This is a genomic window from Paraburkholderia fungorum (assembly GCF_046026025.1).
Classification (GTDB): domain Bacteria; phylum Pseudomonadota; class Gammaproteobacteria; order Burkholderiales; family Burkholderiaceae; genus Paraburkholderia; species Paraburkholderia fungorum_E.
This window is the reverse complement of record NZ_JAQQFL010000016.1, coordinates 50894-67110: the sequence shown is the minus strand read 5'-3', so window position 1 is coordinate 67110 and position 16217 is coordinate 50894. Positions and strand designations below refer to the sequence as shown.

At 61.6% G+C, this 16217-nt stretch carries 11 protein-coding genes; 4 read left to right on the top strand and 7 right to left on the bottom strand.

The annotated features are described in order from the left end of the window. Positions 1-88: 88 nt before the first annotated feature. A complete protein-coding gene (locus PQR67_RS18825; RefSeq protein WP_408462331.1) occupies positions 89-1024 on the bottom strand; it encodes a hypothetical protein in 936 nt (311 codons plus the stop codon). A 125-nt stretch (positions 1025-1149) separates the two neighbouring features. Here PQR67_RS18825 and PQR67_RS18820 point away from each other — a divergent pair, with 125 nt between their 5' ends. From PQR67_RS18820 to PQR67_RS18805, 4 genes are all read left to right on the top strand, one after another. Further along, positions 1150-1995, top strand: a complete 846-nt coding sequence (locus tag PQR67_RS18820) for a M15 family metallopeptidase (RefSeq protein WP_408462328.1) — start codon at positions 1150-1152, stop codon at positions 1993-1995. A gap of 267 nt (positions 1996-2262) precedes the next feature. After that, on the top strand, positions 2263-6180 hold the full coding sequence (gene tssM / locus PQR67_RS18815) for a type VI secretion system membrane subunit TssM (protein ID WP_408462325.1): 3918 nt from the start codon (positions 2263-2265) through the stop codon (positions 6178-6180). Next, on the top strand, positions 6177-7169 hold the full coding sequence (gene tagF / locus PQR67_RS18810; RefSeq protein WP_408462322.1) for a type VI secretion system-associated protein TagF: 993 nt from the start codon (positions 6177-6179) through the stop codon (positions 7167-7169). The genes tssM and tagF overlap by 4 nt, the downstream gene beginning before the upstream one ends. Positions 7170-7188: 19 nt before the next feature. Continuing rightward, entirely contained in the window at positions 7189-8130 is a 942-nt protein-coding gene (locus PQR67_RS18805) for an OmpA family protein (RefSeq protein ID WP_408462319.1), read from the top strand. A 90-nt stretch (positions 8131-8220) separates the two neighbouring features. Here the strand turns inward: PQR67_RS18805 and tssA are convergent, their stop codons facing one another. The 6 genes from tssA to PQR67_RS18775 all read right to left on the bottom strand — a co-directional run bounded on the left by tssA (position 8221) and on the right by PQR67_RS18775 (position 16199). Further along, positions 8221-9333, bottom strand: a complete 1113-nt coding sequence (tssA, locus tag PQR67_RS18800; RefSeq protein WP_408462316.1) for a type VI secretion system protein TssA — start codon at positions 9331-9333, stop codon at positions 8221-8223. A 66-nt stretch (positions 9334-9399) separates the two neighbouring features. Continuing rightward, complete coding sequence (gene tssH, locus PQR67_RS18795; protein WP_408462313.1) at positions 9400-12075, bottom strand: type VI secretion system ATPase TssH; 2676 nt, start codon at positions 12073-12075, stop codon at positions 9400-9402. Positions 12076-12110: 35 nt separating this feature from the next. After that, on the bottom strand, positions 12111-13205 hold the full coding sequence (gene tssG, locus PQR67_RS18790) for a type VI secretion system baseplate subunit TssG (RefSeq protein ID WP_408462310.1): 1095 nt from the start codon (positions 13203-13205) through the stop codon (positions 12111-12113). Then, positions 13169-15007 (bottom strand): type VI secretion system baseplate subunit TssF, encoded by a 1839-nt coding sequence (gene tssF, locus PQR67_RS18785; protein WP_408462307.1) that lies wholly within the window; start codon positions 15005-15007, stop codon positions 13169-13171. Before tssF ends, tssG begins: the two co-directional genes overlap by 37 nt. Positions 15008-15133: 126 nt before the next feature. Then, entirely contained in the window at positions 15134-15613 is a 480-nt protein-coding gene (tssE, locus tag PQR67_RS18780) for a type VI secretion system baseplate subunit TssE (RefSeq protein WP_120347070.1), read from the bottom strand. 82 nt (positions 15614-15695) lie between these two features. After that, the gene (locus PQR67_RS18775; RefSeq protein WP_074287739.1) at positions 15696-16199 is read right to left on the bottom strand and encodes an Hcp family type VI secretion system effector; all 504 of its coding nucleotides are present in this window, start codon (positions 16197-16199) and stop codon (positions 15696-15698) included. Positions 16200-16217 lie beyond the last annotated feature (18 nt).

Here is a 16217-nt window from a genome sequence, read left to right as displayed (position 1 = left end):
AGACAGGACACGACGCCGAATTGACTCAAATCAACCCGGCGTCGCGTTTAACGGGATAGTGCGTCACCAGGACGCACATTGCGTGGATTTACGGCTGACGTGCCTGCGGTGCGGCCCCCGGACAAGCGGGGTCTTTACCCCAATGTCCGTCGCACACGCGCCAGCGGCACAACTGGTCTTCGAAGAAGCCGCGTTGTCCGCATTCTTTCACGCGCTCGGCCAGCTTGGCGTTCCCAGGCGTAGCCGATGCACTGACCTTGGTAGCCGTTTTATCGTCGGACGCTTTTGCATCGGCCGGCTTGGTGCGCGCCACGAGTGCAGCCAATAGATCGGCATCCGAATCATCTTTCGACGCATTGCCGGCAGTACGCGGTTTCTTCGCTTGAGCGACGGCGGTGGGCGCGCTCGCGTGATGATTGCTTGCGCTCGTGCTTTCCTTCTTGCTGTGGGCCGCCGTGTCGTGTTTCGCATTGCTGGCGACGGCCGTAGCGCTCTTGCCATGCTTCGCCACCGGCACCGCGACCGCTGACGCCGCGGTTGCGGATGCAAGCGGTGCAGACGCATTGCTCGGCTCCGCACCATCGGCGAGCGCACGCGACAAGCGGCTCTCATCACCACTTGCGGGCGCACTCGCGGATGCCGCCGGCGTCTTGCTGTCGCTGTCGTCGGCGACAATCGTAGCCGCTTGCGAAGACGCCGCTTCCGCTTTCGCCGTGACCTGCGGCGCACCGCTGGCGGCGGACGCCGGCACGGCAGCTTTCTCAGCATTAGCGGGCGTGACCGACGCCAACGACTCCGACTTCACACGCTGCTGCATGTGCCACGCGCCCCAGCCACCAGCCGCGATCACCAGCAACGCGACCAGCACGAGCGGCGTTTTCGATCGGCGTGGTTTATCGGTAGGCGGCGCGACGCGGCCTTCCAGGTTCGCAAGAATTCGCGAACCATTGCCATCGGCGCCCTTAGCCTTATCGGATAACAGGCTAGGTGGGGCTTTGGAATTCGAATTTTCCGGCGCACTCATTCACTGTCTCATTGAATCCTGGATTATTTCGCCGTGATAATACCGTTCCGGCTCCTCTCCGAGCAGGCCTGATTCTAAGAGCAAGCATTACAAAATACAATTGTTTCCAATTTCCGGGGTCGACTTTGATTGCCGTAGTACTTCTCGCCTATTTCGCCATCGCCGTTGTGATCGCCGCAATGCTGCTATTGCCGGCGGTACGCGCCTCTTTATTAGGCGCTGCGCTCGCCATTCATGGCCGCATGATGCGCGGAGCATCGCAAGGTGCATCGCGGGCTCGAACTCAATTAGCGCGTTCGGCAAAAATTTCGCAATCGACTGCAGTCGATATGCAAAAATTACTGGCAAAGCGGCGCTTGCTGATTTTTACCACCACGGGTATTCTTGCGACGCCGCCATTGGTGGCATTGGCTTTACGCGGCCGGCAATTATTCCAATTCGATGACACTGCACGAGTACCGGATGAGAAAATTGCCGCGTTATTGAATGGCGAACAGCTTGTGCCCCCGCCGCCGCTGCCGCCTGAGGTATTTGCAACGCAGGAAGTGGAGCAGATTCGGCCTGCGCTGAAAGACGCGAGCCGCGACTGGAATTTGCTCGACGCCGATTTCAGAACGCGTTTATTGCTCGTTTACAAAATCATGCACGAGCAGTACGGGTACGAAATGGCATTGCTGGAAGGTTATCGCAGCCCGGAGCGGCAAAACCGCCTGGCGCAAATGGGGGGCAACGTCACGAATGCCGCAGCATTTCAGAGCTATCACCAATACGGCCTTGCCGCGGACAACGCGTTTTTGCGTGACGGCAAGCTCGTCATTTCAGAAAAAGATCCTTGGGCCATGCGAGGCTATCAGTTATACGGACAGACGGCCGAACAGGTCGGCTTGACGTGGGGTGGCCGCTGGAAAATGATGGATCTCGGGCACGTTGAATATCACAAACCCGGCTTCGTCCTGGGGCGCGGTCATTAAAGCGAAGCAGGTAATAAAGAGGTTGCAATGGGGTATTCAATCAATTTTTCCGGTAAAAATCGGCAATGCCGCATGCATAACGGCATTCGTCCAGGTGTCATCGGCGGAACACTCCATGGCGGATTTAACAATCCGGCCGCATTCATCTTCGTCTGAATATGCTTTCGTTTTGTTTCAAACGCGACGTGGACAGACTTTGTCCGCGCTCGCGTCATGTTGTTTGCCACACACGCGCCACAACACACATCACCAAGACCTGAACGGCTTATGCGACGCATTCTTAACGTGTTGACCCATACACGCACGCTCTCGATCATCGGCTTGCTAGCGCTCGCTGCTGTTTTATTCATCGGCGCCGACACCTTGCAGATCGACCTGATGTGGCCTGCCATCGTGCTCGCCGCGGTGATCGCGCTGTGGCTGCTGGTCTGGGTGGTGCGTCGCCTGCGCGCGCGGCGCGCGAATAACAAGCTCGGCGAAATGCTCGAGCAACAGGCCGAGAAGCAGACCGAAACCGGCCCTGCGCCGACGCCCGCTCGCCAGGCCGAACTCGACGTGTTGCGCACGCGCCTCGTGGACGCAGTCAAAACGATCAAGACCTCGAAGATCGGCCAGATGTCTGGCGGCTCCGCGCTGTATGAAATGCCCTGGTACATCGTGATCGGCAACCCGGCTGCGGGCAAAAGTAGCGCCGTGCTGAATTCCGGCCTGCAATTTCCTTTCGCCGACAAGAACAACGCAGTGATTCACGGCATCGGCGGCACGCGGAATTGCGACTGGTTCTTCACGACCGAAGGCATTCTGCTCGATACCGCCGGCCGCTATTCCGTGCACGAAGAAGACCGCACCGAATGGCTCGGCTTTCTCGGCCTGCTCAAGCGTTTCCGGCCGAAGGCGCCGATCAACGGCATCATCGTCACGGCGAGCATCGCTGAACTGACCAGCAGCAAGCCGGAGTTCGCGATCAATCTCGCGAAGAATCTGCGCCAGCGCGTGCAGGAGTTGACCGAGAAGCTCGAAGTGTTCGCGCCGGTGTATGTGATGTTCACCAAGGCCGACCTGATCACCGGCTTCACCGAATTCTTCAGCGGCAGCGACCGTCACGAATACGACCGCGTGTGGGGCGCCACCCTGCCCTACGAGCCGGACGAAAAGCGCGACGTGGTGGGCCTCTTCGACGAACACTTCGAAGAGCTCTACGACGGCCTGAAAGAAATCAGCGTGGCGCAGATGTCGATCAACCGCGGCAACAAGCTTTCGCCGGGTCAGTTGAGCTTCCCGCTCGAATTCTCGACGATCAAGCCCGCATTGCGCGCGTTCCTCGCCACGCTGTTCGAAACCAACCCGTTCCAGCACAAGCCGATTTTCCGCGGCTTCTACTTCACGAGCGCGTTGCAGGAAGGCGAAACCAACAGCGCCGCCGCCACGCGCATCGCGAACCGCTTCGGCCTCTCCGCGGACAGCCTGCCCAAGCCGCACAGCGCGTTCTCGAAGAACGGCTTCTTCCTGCGCGATCTGTTCTCCAAGGTGATCTTCGCCGACCGGCAGACCGTCAGGCAGTTTGCCAGCCCCGCCAAGACGCGCATGCGCTATGCGACGTTCTTCGGCTTCGTCGCGGTGCTCGCGCTGGCGCTCGGTGGCTGGACGTGGTCGACGATCGGCAATCAGCAGCTCGCCGACAACGTCAAGGCCGACCTCGACAACGTGGTGCGCCTGCAGCAGAACCGTAACGACCTGCAATCGCGTTTGCAGGCCATGGATATTCTGGAAGACCGCATCGACCAGCTCGAGCAATTCCGCCGCGACAAGCCGCTGGCGGTGTCGCTCGGGCTGTATCAGGGCGACCGCCTCGAGCAGCACTTGCTGACCGAGTACTACAACGGCGTGCGCCAGATCCTGCTCGACCCGGTCTCGCAGAATCTCGCCTCGTTCCTGAAGGACGTCAACGCGCACCCCGATCAGCTCGCGCCACTGAACCGTACGCCGGATGCGGCCGCGATTCCGGTGTCCGCGCATACGGCGATGGCGGCGAACAGCCAGGGCGGCCTGTATAGCGACGCGTCGCCGACCAACGTCGAAGACGCGTATAACGCGCTCAAGACCTACCTGATGCTCAGCGACAAGCGTCACGTGGAAACCGCCCACCTGACCGATCAGGTCGCCCGCTTCTGGCGCGGCTGGCTCGAAACGAATCGCGGCAACATGCCCCGCGACGAGATGATCCGCAGCGCCGAGCGCATGATCACCTTCTATCTGTCGCGCGTATCCGACAACGACTGGCCGATGATCGACCAGAACCTCGGTCTCGTCGATCAGACCCGTGAAAACCTGCGCCGCGTAGTGCGCGGCATGCCGGCCCGTCAGCGCGTCTACGAGGAAATCAAGGCCCGTGCATCGACCCGTTTCGCGCCGATGACAATCGCGCGCATTGTCGGCGAAAACAACACGGCGCTGGTGGCGGGCAGCTACGCGATCCCCGGCACCTTCACGCGTGAAGCGTGGTTCCAGTACGTGCAGCCCGCGATCCGCGACGCCGCCACGAAGGAATTGCAGGCCAAGGACTGGGTGCTCAACACGTCCGCGCATGACGACCTGACGCTGGAGGGCAGCCCCGAGCAGATCCAGAAAGCGCTCGTGGCGATGTACAAAACGGAGTACGCCATGCACTGGCAGAAGTTCATGCAAGGCATTGCCGTGCAGAACTTCGGCAGCTTCAGTCAAGCCGTGGATGCGATGAACCGTCTTGGCGACCCGCAGGATTCGCCGATCCGCAAGGTCCTCGAAACCGCCTACGACCAGACGTCGTGGGACAACCCGTCGCTCTTCAACGCGAACCTGAAGCGCGCGCAAACCGGCATGACCAGCTGGTTCAAGAACTGGTTCTCGCGTGCGCCGACCGGCCAGTTGAACGCCAACATCGACATCAACGGCAACCCGGTCGAAGTGCCGATGGGGCCGATCGGCCAGGAATTCTCGGCGCTGGGCCGCATCGTCGTCTCCGGCGACAACGGCTCGATGCTGAAGGGCTATATGGACACGCTCTCGAAGGTCCGTACGCGCTTTAACGTGATCAAGAACCAGGGCGATCCGGGACCGGGCGCGCGTCAGTTGATGCAGCAGACGCTCGACGGCAGCGGCTCCGAGTTGGCCGATTCGTTGAAGTACGTCGACGAGCAGATGCTGACGGGCCTCACCGATTCGCAACGTAAGGCACTGCGTCCGCTGCTGGTGCGTCCACTGATGGCGGCGTATGCCGTGGTGATCCAGCCGGCCAGCGTCGAAGTCAACAAGGTGTGGAACGCCCAGGTCTATCAGACCTTCCAGGGATCGCTGGCGAACAAGTATCCGTTTGCCGGCGATGCGAAGGTCGAAGCCGGCGCCGGTGAAATCGCCCAGGTGTTCGGGCCGGACGGCGCGATCGCCAAGTTCGTCGGCACCACGCTCGGGCCACTTGCGGTGCGCCGCGGCGATACGCTGAGCTCGCGCACATGGGGCGATATGGGCCTCGCGCTGACGCCCGACTTCACCAGCGGCTTCGCGCGCTGGGTGGCGCCGCTTGCCGGCGGTGCGGCGGCCTCGTCGGGTCAAAGCTCGGCCGAACCGCAGACCGTGTTCCAGATCCTGCCGCAGCCGAGCAGCGGAACCACCGAATACACGCTCGCAATCGACGGCCAGCAGATGCGTTACCGCAATACGCCGCCGCAGTGGACCAACTTCGTGTGGCCGAATCCGTCGGGCTCGCCTGGCGCGACGCTGAATGCCACGACCTTCGACGGCCGCACGCTGCAACTGGTCAACGAGCCGGGCCGCTACGGTCTGGAGAAGCTGATCAACTCGGCGCAGCGTAAGCGCCGTCCGGACGGCACCTTCGATCTGTCGTGGACGCAAGGCAATGTCACGGTGGCGGTCAGCATGCGCATCATCAGCACGTCGCAGGCGTCGGGCAGCGCCAGCAGCGACGCGCCGCAACAGCAAAGCCTGCGCGGTTTGCGGCTGCCTTCCTCGGTGGCGGACGTGAGCGCGGCGGCGAATTCGATCAATGCGACGGCCGCGGGCGGGCCAGCACCGGCCGGAACAATGGGAACAACAGGAACCACCGGAGCGCCTGGCGTCGCGCCGGCAACGCCCGCGACACGGCCGGCTACGGCCGCCGCCGCGGTTTCGAACACAGGGGGTGCGCAATGACGCAAACCGTGCAGGCGCAAATCGCCTACTTCGGCAAGATTCCGTCGCGCGGCGACTTCGTCAAAAGCGCGCATAACCCGCAACTGCTGGCCACGCTCGACCGCTGGATCGCCGAGGCCATGGAGTTGCTCACCGACGATCCGCGCTGGAAAATCGTCTACGAAAACGCCAAGCCGATGCACTTCGCGTTCCTCGGCTCGCGCAGCAAGCTGGCGATTGCCGGGCATATGGTGGCAAGCCAGGATCAATCGTCGCGGCGCTTTCCGTTTCTTGCCGCCACCGCGCTGGAAGTTGAAAAACCGCTGACGTTTCTGGCGCACAGTCCGCTGGCCTTTGCACGGCTGTGGTCGCGCATCGCCTCGCAGATGAAGCCGCTGCTCGGCGTGAGCGAGCCGGCCGGTGCGCTGCAGGCGCTCGGCGAAACGCAGGTGCCGATCGAAATCAGCGGTGGTCCGGGCAATCCACACGACGGCACCTTCAACGACTTCGTCGAGCATCAGACACTCTCCGGTCTCGAACAGATGCTGCTGGCGAGCGGCCATCCGGTGCGTCTGCGCGGCGCCATGCTGGCGCTGGGTTCGCTGCTGCGTCCGGTCATGCAAAGCGGTTCATCGCATCTCGAACGCGGGCTGACACTGCCGCTGCCGAACGATCCGTTCTATCGCTCGCTCGTCGCTGCGTTCTGGCTCGAACTGATCGCACCGTTCGTCTCGCAGGCGGATTTTGAACTGGCGATTTTTATCGGCACGATTGCCGAGCGCGAACGGCTCATCATCGGCTTCAACGGCGCCTCGGCCAAAACGCTGCATAGCGTGGTCGATCCGCAGGCGTACGCGGCACATAACATCGATATCGACGATCCCGAGTGGATCGACGAACACGCACAAAACGACCATGGCATCAGCAAGCTCGTCAGCTATCTCGACCAACCGCAACTGTCGTTGCGTGTCAGCATCGACACGTTCCGCGAAGCCTTCACGGGAGCGTGACGCGATGTCGAGCCAACCCATGCGTATAGCCTCGCTTCTGGCGGGCCTTCTCATCAGCGCGTTCGCCCATGCCGACAACGACGGCCCGGCACGCGTCACGCCGGTCGACAACAGCGGTATTGCGATTCACACAACGATTTTGCCCGCGCCTGCGCCGGCACAACCGGGCAACGCCGGTCCGGCGGTCAATACGGCCGGACTCGCCAGCGGCACCACCGGTGCCGGCACCGGCGCGATCAGCGCGTCGCCGCCGCCCGCCAATGCCATGCCAGGCCAGGTCGTGGCAGGCGGCAAAGTGCCCGATGAAGCCACCAAGGCCGCGGTGCTCGCGCGACTGCGCGACACCTACGGCGCGGCCAACGTGGTCGATCAGATCGAAGTCGCCGACGTGGCAACTCCGCCGAACTGGTCAGCCAATGTGCAAAAGCTGATCGGCCCGCAGTTGAAACAGATCAGCAAAGGCCAACTGAAGATCGACGGCACGCAGATCGACGTGAAAGGCGAAGTCCGCAACGAATCGCAACGCCAGCAGCTCGCCAGCGATATGGCGAATGCACTGAATCCGACCTACACGATCAGGAACGGCCTGCGTGTGAGCGCATCGGAACAAGGCTTGCTCGATCAGACTTTGGCGAATCGCACGATCGAGTTCGAGACAGGCAGCGCGACGCTCACGCCACAAGGCCGCGCGATTCTCGATCAGATGGCGGCGGTCCTCTCGAAGATGCAGACAAAGACGGTGGCGATCATCGGACACACCGACAACTCGGGCAATCGCACCTCGAATATCGCACTGAGTCAGGCGCGCGCGGACGCGGTGAAAGGTTATCTGGTCGCTAAGGGCATCGCGCCCGAACAGATGACGACCACCGGGGTCGGTCCGGATCAGCCGATTGCGACCAACGATACGAATGACGGGCGCGCGCGTAACCGGCGCATTGAGTTTCGCGCGGGGTCTTGAGTTGTTGTTTGCCTGAGCGCGAGCGTGTCGTTAAAAAGAGCCTGGCAGCGATTTTCGATGCCAGGCTTTTCTACTTGTACGAGCGAAGTTCTAGCTGTTTTCCTCGGGCTTCACGCCCAGCAACTCGCGAATATGCGCGAGCGACCCATCGTCTTTCACCACCGAGGAGAGCCACTGATGCAACGGCATATCCGCGCATTCCGCCGCCTTGTCGGCGAGGTAGGCAGCCGGATTGTGCGGCTCAGTGCTGCGAAAGAATTTCGCCACGGCACGCAACTGCGCGACGGCTTGCGCGCGGCTCTGGATGCCCGCGATCGAACTGGTCTGGATGGTCGGGCTGGTCGTCAACACGGGTTCCTCGCGTTGCGGTGAAGTCTTGAAAGTAGGCTCGGCGCGCTCGTGCTCTTCCGGCTTCGGCGCTTTCGGCGGTGCTGCGTCAGCGCTGACACCCAGTTCGCGTGCGAAGCGTTCCGCCAACCGGTAGACGCTCTCATAGGCATCTTTCGCCTGACGGAAACTGGGCGCCGAATCGGCCGCACGCCGGTCCAGCTCCTGTTCGAGTGCGAGCATCGCGGCTTCGAATGCTTTCAGATCCGCCAGCAGCGTTGCATAGAACGCCACCGGCGTGGCGCGTTTCGACGCCTCGATCTGCTCGATGGAAGGCTTGCCGCGCGCGATATCGTCGGCGTGATCCGGATCGCGCTTGACCGCCTGCGCGACATGCGTGGCCACGTCCCAATCGATCGTGCTATACGAGTTGCCTTGCGAGGACGTGAGCGGCGTCGCCCGCAGCAGATCGCCCGTGCGGCCGACCAGCCAGGCGACGTTGCCGAGGCGGTACTCGGTATCGTCGCCTTCCGGCAGCGGATGCACGTGATCCCAGTACTTTTCGCACAGACCCGTGAGCAGCGCATAGCCTTGCGTGAGACCGGTCACGCCCTCTTCGATCGCAAGCGCTTCGGTAAGCCAGACCGCGAGGCGCAAGTCCTTTGTCTGCGTTTGCAGCAGGCTGCCCGAGCGTTCGACTACGAACGGCCAGTCCGCTTCCTTGATATCCGTGACCCATTCGCCCTGATCCAGCGACGGGTCTTCAAAACGGCGTGCATGCTGGATCGCGTCGAAATCCGCTGAAAACAGCAGGTCTTCGCCGCAAGGGGAGGTTTCGCTGAGCGGAGCCAGCAGCGTGTTCAGATTAGTCGGCATGACAGAAAGCAATAAGGTTCCGGTACGGCATTAAAACAGATTGGCAAGCAGGCGGGGCATGCCCGCTCACACAACTGTGTATTCGAATTCGCCCGCTTCACTCGCGCGTACCGCGATGCGTTCGATCGCGGCGCCGTTGGCAATACGCTCGAGCACCTGCTGCGCCACTTCGGGCAATAGCGTGCCGTTCAGAATGTGATCGACATTGCGCGCACCGGAATCCACTTCGGTGCAGCGCGCCAGCACAGCCTCAACAAGCGATTCGTCCCACTCGAACACCGCCTTGTGATTCGATTCGATGCGACGGCGAATCCGCTCCAGCTTCAAGTCGATGATTTCCGCGAGCACGTCGTCGGTGATCGGGTAGTACGGCACCACTTTCATGCGGCCAAGGAATGCCGGTTTGAACGCCTTGTACAGTTGGGGTCGCAGCGTCTCAGCAAGTTCGTCCGCATCCGGCAGTTCTTCGGCGCTCTTGTTCAGGCATGCCTGCATGACCGCCTGCGAGCCGACGTTCGAGGTCAGAATGATCAGCGTGTTGCGGAAATCGATCTCGCGCCCTTCGGCGTCGTCCATCGTGCCCTTGTCGAACACCTGAAAGAACATTTCCAGCACGTCGGGATGGGCCTTTTCTACTTCGTCGAGCAGCACCACCGAATACGGATTGCGACGCACGGCTTCCGTCAGCACACCGCCCTCGCCGTAACCGACGTAGCCCGGCGGCGAGCCCTTCAGGCCCGATACGCTGTGCGCTTCCTGGTACTCGCTCATGTTGATCGTGACCATCTTGCGTTCGCCGCCATACAGTACGTCGGCAAGCGCCAGCGCGGTTTCGGTCTTGCCGACACCCGACGGTCCGACGAACATGAACACGCCACGCGGTTTGTTCGGATCTTCGAGACTCGCACTCGCGGTGCGTACGCGTTGCGCGATCGCATCGAGTGCGTGGTCCTGGCCGATCACGCGAGCCGCCAGTAGCGGCTGCAGATTCAGCACGGTCTGGATTTCGTCCTTGATCATGCGCCCGAGTGGAATGCCGGTCCATGACGCGACGATTTCGGCGACCACGTGGCCATCGACCTGCAATGGGACCATCGGCTGGCCACCCTGTAGCGCGTGCAACTCCGCCACACGCGTGGCCAGCGTTTCGCGTGCCTGCTGCGCCTTGTCGGCTTGCCCGGCGTCCGCGCTGCTCACACGCGCGGCGTCGATTTCAGCGCGCAAGCCGACGATCTCCGTCACCAGGGCGCGTTCCTTGTCGTAACGTGCTTCATCTTCCGCGAGGTCTTTCACGTCTTCTTCGCGCAGCTCGCGCAGCGCAGCGAGTCGCTCGTCATGCAGCGCACCGCTCGCCACTTCGCGCTCCAGTGCGGAAATTTCAGCGTCGATACGTTCAAGCCGTTTCTTCGTGTCGTCGATCGCGGCGGGCGTCGAACTATGCGCGAGCGCGACTTTCGCGCAAGCGGTGTCGAGCACGCTGATCGCCTTGTCCGGCAGTTGACGCCCGCTGATGTAGCGATGCGACAGACGCACCGCTTCGGTGATCGCGTCGTCCAGCACGCGAACGTTGAAATGCTTTTCCATCAGCGCGGCCATGCCGCGCAACATCGCCGCTGCGAGCGTCTCGCCAGGCTCTTCGATCTTTACGACCTGGAAGCGTCGCGCAAGCGCCGCATCCTTCTCGAAGTATTTCTTGTATTCGCTCCACGTGGTCGCCGCGATGGTGCGCAATTCTCCGCGCGCGAGAGCCGGCTTCAACAGATTCGCTGCGTCGTTCTGCCCGGCCTGGCCACCGGCGCCGATGATCGTATGTGCTTCGTCGATAAACAGAATGATCGGATGCGGGCTCTTCTTCACCTCGTCGATCACATTCTTCAGGCGGTTCTCGAACTCGCCTTTGACGCTCGCCCCGGCTTGCAACAAGCCCATATCGAGTACGTGCAGCGCGACGCCCTTCAGCGGCGCGGGAACGTCATCCGCCGCAATGCGCAGCGCGAGACCTTCCACCACGGCCGTTTTACCCACACCCGCCTCGCCCGTCATGATCGGATTGTTCTGCCGGCGACGCATCAGAATATCGATCGTCTGGCGAATTTCGCCTTCGCGGCCGATCACCGGATCGATCTTGCCTTCGCGTGCACGCTGCGTGAGATTGCTGGTGTAGGTATCCAGCGCGGGCGTTCTGGAAGGCGCACCGGCTACCGCGTCGGCAGCCACTGCATCGCTCGCGCCGTCTGCTTCGTTGTCCGAGGCATTACTCCGTTCGGCTTCCCGCGACCCCGCGGTCAATTCGTCGAACTTGTGCTTCAGATCCGTCACCCGCACGTCGCGCAGCAGCGGCGACATTCGCTCGGCAAACTGCGCGAGGTCCGGCGCCGTCAGCAACGCGAGCAGCAAATGCCCCGAGCGAATCCTGCCAATCCGCGAATCGAGCGACGCGATCAACCACGCCTGTTCGAGCAGATCGATCAGATGCTTCGAGAATACCGGCGTACGCGTATTGCCGGTCTTCAGGCGTTGCAATTCGCGCTCGATATCCGCGCGCAAAGCATGTGCATCGACCCTGCTCGCGCGCAGCGCCAGCGTGACGTCGCTCGCCGGCTCCTCCAGCAGCGCCAGCAACAGATGCTCGAGATCGACCTCGTAGTGACCACGCGCGAGGCAGTTGTTCGCCGCGAGCAAAGCCGCCTGCCTGCAGGTCGGGTTCAGTTTGGCGATCAGGGTATTGAGGGACGTGCTCATGTCGTGCGATCCGGGTCCTGGTTCTATCGTTATGGTCAGTGAATCACGTGCAATTCGTAGCGGGCATCCGCTCGGTCGCGGTCGGCTTCCCGGGTGCACAGAAATGCGTCCCAACCGAGGCGTGCGCCACCGCTCAACATGCTTGGCCCCACTTCCGCGCGGCGCAGCACCAGCGAAACCTCATATTCGAGCGTCACGCCGGCCAGCAGCGTCAGCATGCGTTCGAGCGCCAAGGCGCGGTCGGCACCGGGCAAAAATGCTTCGTAGTCGGCCTTGTCGAGCGGTCCGATCACGAGCCGCGCGCGCATGTCGCGCTGCCAGACCCGCTCACCCGCCAGCGCCGTGGCGCCGAGCGTTGCGTTGACACCGCCGAGCACGGTCAATTGGTCGCGCGGCACGTCGTACCATTTGCCGACGAACTGTTCGACACGCACCCGCACCTTGAAGTATTCAGAGAGCGTGCGTTGCAAATAGGCCGCTGAAACCGGCCGGTGCCGCGCGGCCAATGCATACCCGGCGATCGCTTCGTCGAATAGCGCGCCGTCGCCGCTTTGCAGACTGTTGCGCGTGTCGTCGTCGGCAACGCCTGCCAGCGCGAGCAACAGCGGCAGATAACGTTCGTCGCGATCCAGTTCGTAATGAAGCGGCAGCCTGTATTTCTTCCAGGCCGCGTAGAAGAGTGCCGTCGCGCGACTCGAAAACACGTCGAAGAATTCGCGCGCCGCGCGGTCACGCTTGATCTGCTCACGCGCGATGATCTGCTCGGTGTAATGCAGCGGCAAGGCGCCTTGGCCGCCGAGCAAACCGAAAAACGCCGGCGTGATATCGACCTTGTGAAGCGAACCCGCTTTGAGCGCGGCGGTGCGCTGCGCCTTCTCTTTCAGCGCCACGCCTTCATCGTCGTAAGATTGCGCGCTGTGAATTTCACTGGGCGGAAACGACATCGACAGCGAATTGCGAAAGGCAATCCGCTGCGCGACGATTTCACCGGGACGTCCGTTGCTCGAAGGCGTTTGCTGCGCGAACCACTTCTCGAGAATGCGCACCGCCTGAAAAAATTCAAAGCGATGCGGTTCGTCGAGAAGCTGCTCGACTACGCCAGGATCGATTCGCCGCTGCGCGGTTTGCATCGCAAGATCTCCTCGCCCGTGCGCTTCGACACGACGACCAGTTGCACAAAGCTGTTCAGATGCACGTACAGCCCGAAAAACGTATCGATCACCCGCACGAACGACGCGAGACTCGTGCCGACAAAATGTTCTTCGTCGATCGTCAAACGAATCTCGATACCGCGCACGAAAGTCGCGAACGGCTTGCCCGGCAGCCATTGCACCGCTGCACGCTGTTCGATGCCGACGAGCCCGTCGATATGCCGCGCCGACACTGCCGTGCGCCGCAAATCGTAAAGCACCAGCATTTCCTTGAGCGCCGACAGGCCGCTATTGGCGAGCGACACATGATTCAATGCCAGATGTGAAATCAGCCGCCAGTGCGAAGCGCGCCCACGCTCAAAACGCACACTGGGCGTCGGCCGGCGCAGCATCGAAATGCTGCCGGTGAGCGAGCCGCCTTCGAGAAACAGATCGCCGCCCTCGAGACCCACCGCGAGGCCGGCCGGCAAATCGCGATTGGTACACGTGAGATCGAGACTCAGCGTGTCGGTTTGCGGCGCAGCCGGCGCGAAGTCGATGTCGACAATCGAGATTTCGGTTTCATATCCCGGGCTCTTCTGCGCAACCCAGTCGTTGCGCCGCGCAAACCAGTAGTGGCCCGCACGCGCCGCTTCACCGTGATGCAGCGAATAGAACGGGCGAAACTCGATCACCGATTCTTCATGCGCCTGCTGCCGCACGAGTTTCACCGAGTCGATCGAATAGACCTCGTACGCGAACGCGCGGCGCGCTTCGGCAATCACCGGATACGAAATTGCCTGATGGCTCACGCGGATCGGCTCGCCGTGCTGCTCGAACAGATTGACGACCGGCGTGCAAAACAAGCGGAAATGATGCGCCGACAACGAATCCAGCAAGCGTGCGATGTGCGAATCGCTACGCACTTCCTTGAGCACGACGTGTAACGTCAGACGCTGACAGCGGCCACTCGCGCGCGTCATCGCCGCCAGATCGAAATCGGCGAAATTGAATTTTTCGGGGAACGCGAAGTATTCGGTCAGCAACCGGTACGCCGGATGCGATTTGGCCGGATAGTCGATCAGCGCATCGTCTTCGTCGAAACCGGCTTGTACGACGGGTGATTCACGCAGTTGCTTCCACACGCCGCGGCGGTCGGCTTCGACATACGTAGCCATTCCGTTGACGAACAGGCAATCGGCCAGCGCCGCGATAAACGATTGCTCGCCGTGCAGGTGGGTGCGCAATGTACCGACTTTCAGAGCGGACAGATCGAGTTGCGCCGCCGTCGATTCGAATGTGATCGACACGATCGCCGTGGCGTTACCCGGCAGCACGGTCGCGCTCGGCGCCATGGCCACCGACGTGTACTTCGCCTCCGAAATGCGGATCGGCGCGAGTGTCACATCATAGGCGCTTCGAAAACGGCATTGCACGCCGCGAATCGGACGCGACTTGAGCTCTGTGCCGCGCTCGATCAGAACCGGTTCGGTCAAGTGACTGAGCGCGGCCGAGGTGCCCATCTGCGCGATCGAACACGACGGAAATGGCCGCAGGTAGTGCGGATACAGCACTTCCAGCAGCGCTTCAGTGAATTCGGGGTAATCGTCATCGAGCTTCTTGTTGATACGCGCGCCCAATAGCGCGAACGATTCGATCATCCGCTCGACGTGCGGATCCTCGCAGTGCTCGCCGGACATCGCCAGGCGCGCCGCGATTTTCGGGTAGCGTTCAGCGAAATCGCGTGAATAGCGCCGCAGAAATGATAATTCGCGCTCGTAATACGGCAGCAATTCTTCCATCAATCTATCCCCGGACCTGAACCCTCTCCGCTCACTTCATCGCCACCGTTGCGCGTAAGCGGCGGCAAAGCGGTACTCACGATACTAAAACACAGGACCTAAAATTCAGCCATCAAAAATCAGGCACTAAAGCTTCGCGCGTGCGCGCGTCACTGAGTATTGCAGCGTGGAAGGCTGCAGCATCGCGTCGAAACTCACCGGTTCTTCCGCCGGGTGCACAACCAGCAACGCCTGAATCGCAAAGTTCAGCGCGTTGGTGGATTGTTCGTTCAATTCGAGCGTAACCGCCACCTGCTGCAAGCGCGGCTCATGCCGTGCGATTGCCTGTTGAATCGATTTGCAGATAAACGTGCGGTCGTAGTGACTCGCGAGGCTCAAGCCCGCGAAATCGTTCAGGCCATACGTCAGCAACGAGCGCTGACATTCCGGCAGCGCCGCCAGTTCGTGCTCGGCGAGAGCGATCCGGGTGTTCAGGATCGCCTCGACGTCGCGCGCGACAGTGGCCTTCAACTCGTCCAACGACAATTGCCGCATCGCCGGAGAAGCCGGCAGATGCGGTTCGTCGTCGAACAGCTTGTCGAGAAAGCTGGGTTCGAAGCGTTTCATCAGCGTCCGAAAAACGGTTCGATGCGAGGCACGCGCGGCATGCGTCAGCCCTCTCAGGCCGCGCGCCGCGTGCGCCCCGGCATCAGACTGCGTACGTCTTGTCGTTCTTCGTCAGGCTCCACGCGCCTTGCGCGTTGCCGCCCTGGTTGCCGCCGATCTTCTGCTGTGTGTACTTCCACTGGACGGCAGCGTACTTCAGCGAGAACTGTTCGCTCGGCAGGCCTTCGCCCACCACGCTCGGCGTAGCGCTCGAGATGATCACGTACTTGAGCTTCACTTCCAGGTACTTGATGCGGTTGCCTTCACCGTCCGAACGCATGAAGTCGATCGTCACTTCGTCGAACGTGGTGCCGCCCGATGCGTGTTGATAGATCAGCGGGCTGACCACGTCGATGTCTTTCGTGAACTGCATGTCAGCGTGCTCGCAACGCTCGGACGTATGACCGCCCGCCGTCGAAGCCGTTGCCGAACGCGGTTGCGTAATCGAGTGGCTCCATGAATCGATTTCGATCCAACCAGCATGATCCTTATCGGCAGACTCGCCTTTGATCGCCGGATTGCCGAATTTTAAATAGATGTCCTTCATAACTCATCGACTCCCCAA

What these genes read in the sequence shown, in the direction of transcription:
- PQR67_RS18775 (WP_074287739.1), bottom strand. Translation starts at nt 16,199, where the DNA reads ATGAAGGACATCTATTTAAAATTCGGCAATCCGGCGATCAAAGGCGAG.
- tssM (WP_408462325.1), top strand. Translation starts at nt 2,263, where the DNA reads ATGCGACGCATTCTTAACGTGTTGACCCATACACGCACGCTCTCGATC.
- PQR67_RS18805 (WP_408462319.1), top strand. Translation starts at nt 7,189, where the DNA reads ATGCGTATAGCCTCGCTTCTGGCGGGCCTTCTCATCAGCGCGTTCGCC.
- tssG (WP_408462310.1), bottom strand. Translation starts at nt 13,205, where the DNA reads ATGCAAACCGCGCAGCGGCGAATCGATCCTGGCGTAGTCGAGCAGCTT.
- tssF (WP_408462307.1), bottom strand. Translation starts at nt 15,007, where the DNA reads ATGGAAGAATTGCTGCCGTATTACGAGCGCGAATTATCATTTCTGCGG.
- tssE (WP_120347070.1), bottom strand. Translation starts at nt 15,613, where the DNA reads ATGAAACGCTTCGAACCCAGCTTTCTCGACAAGCTGTTCGACGACGAA.
- PQR67_RS18825 (WP_408462331.1), bottom strand. Translation starts at nt 1,024, where the DNA reads ATGAGTGCGCCGGAAAATTCGAATTCCAAAGCCCCACCTAGCCTGTTA.
- tssA (WP_408462316.1), bottom strand. Translation starts at nt 9,333, where the DNA reads ATGCCGACTAATCTGAACACGCTGCTGGCTCCGCTCAGCGAAACCTCC.
- tagF (WP_408462322.1), top strand. Translation starts at nt 6,177, where the DNA reads ATGACGCAAACCGTGCAGGCGCAAATCGCCTACTTCGGCAAGATTCCG.
- tssH (WP_408462313.1), bottom strand. Translation starts at nt 12,075, where the DNA reads ATGAGCACGTCCCTCAATACCCTGATCGCCAAACTGAACCCGACCTGC.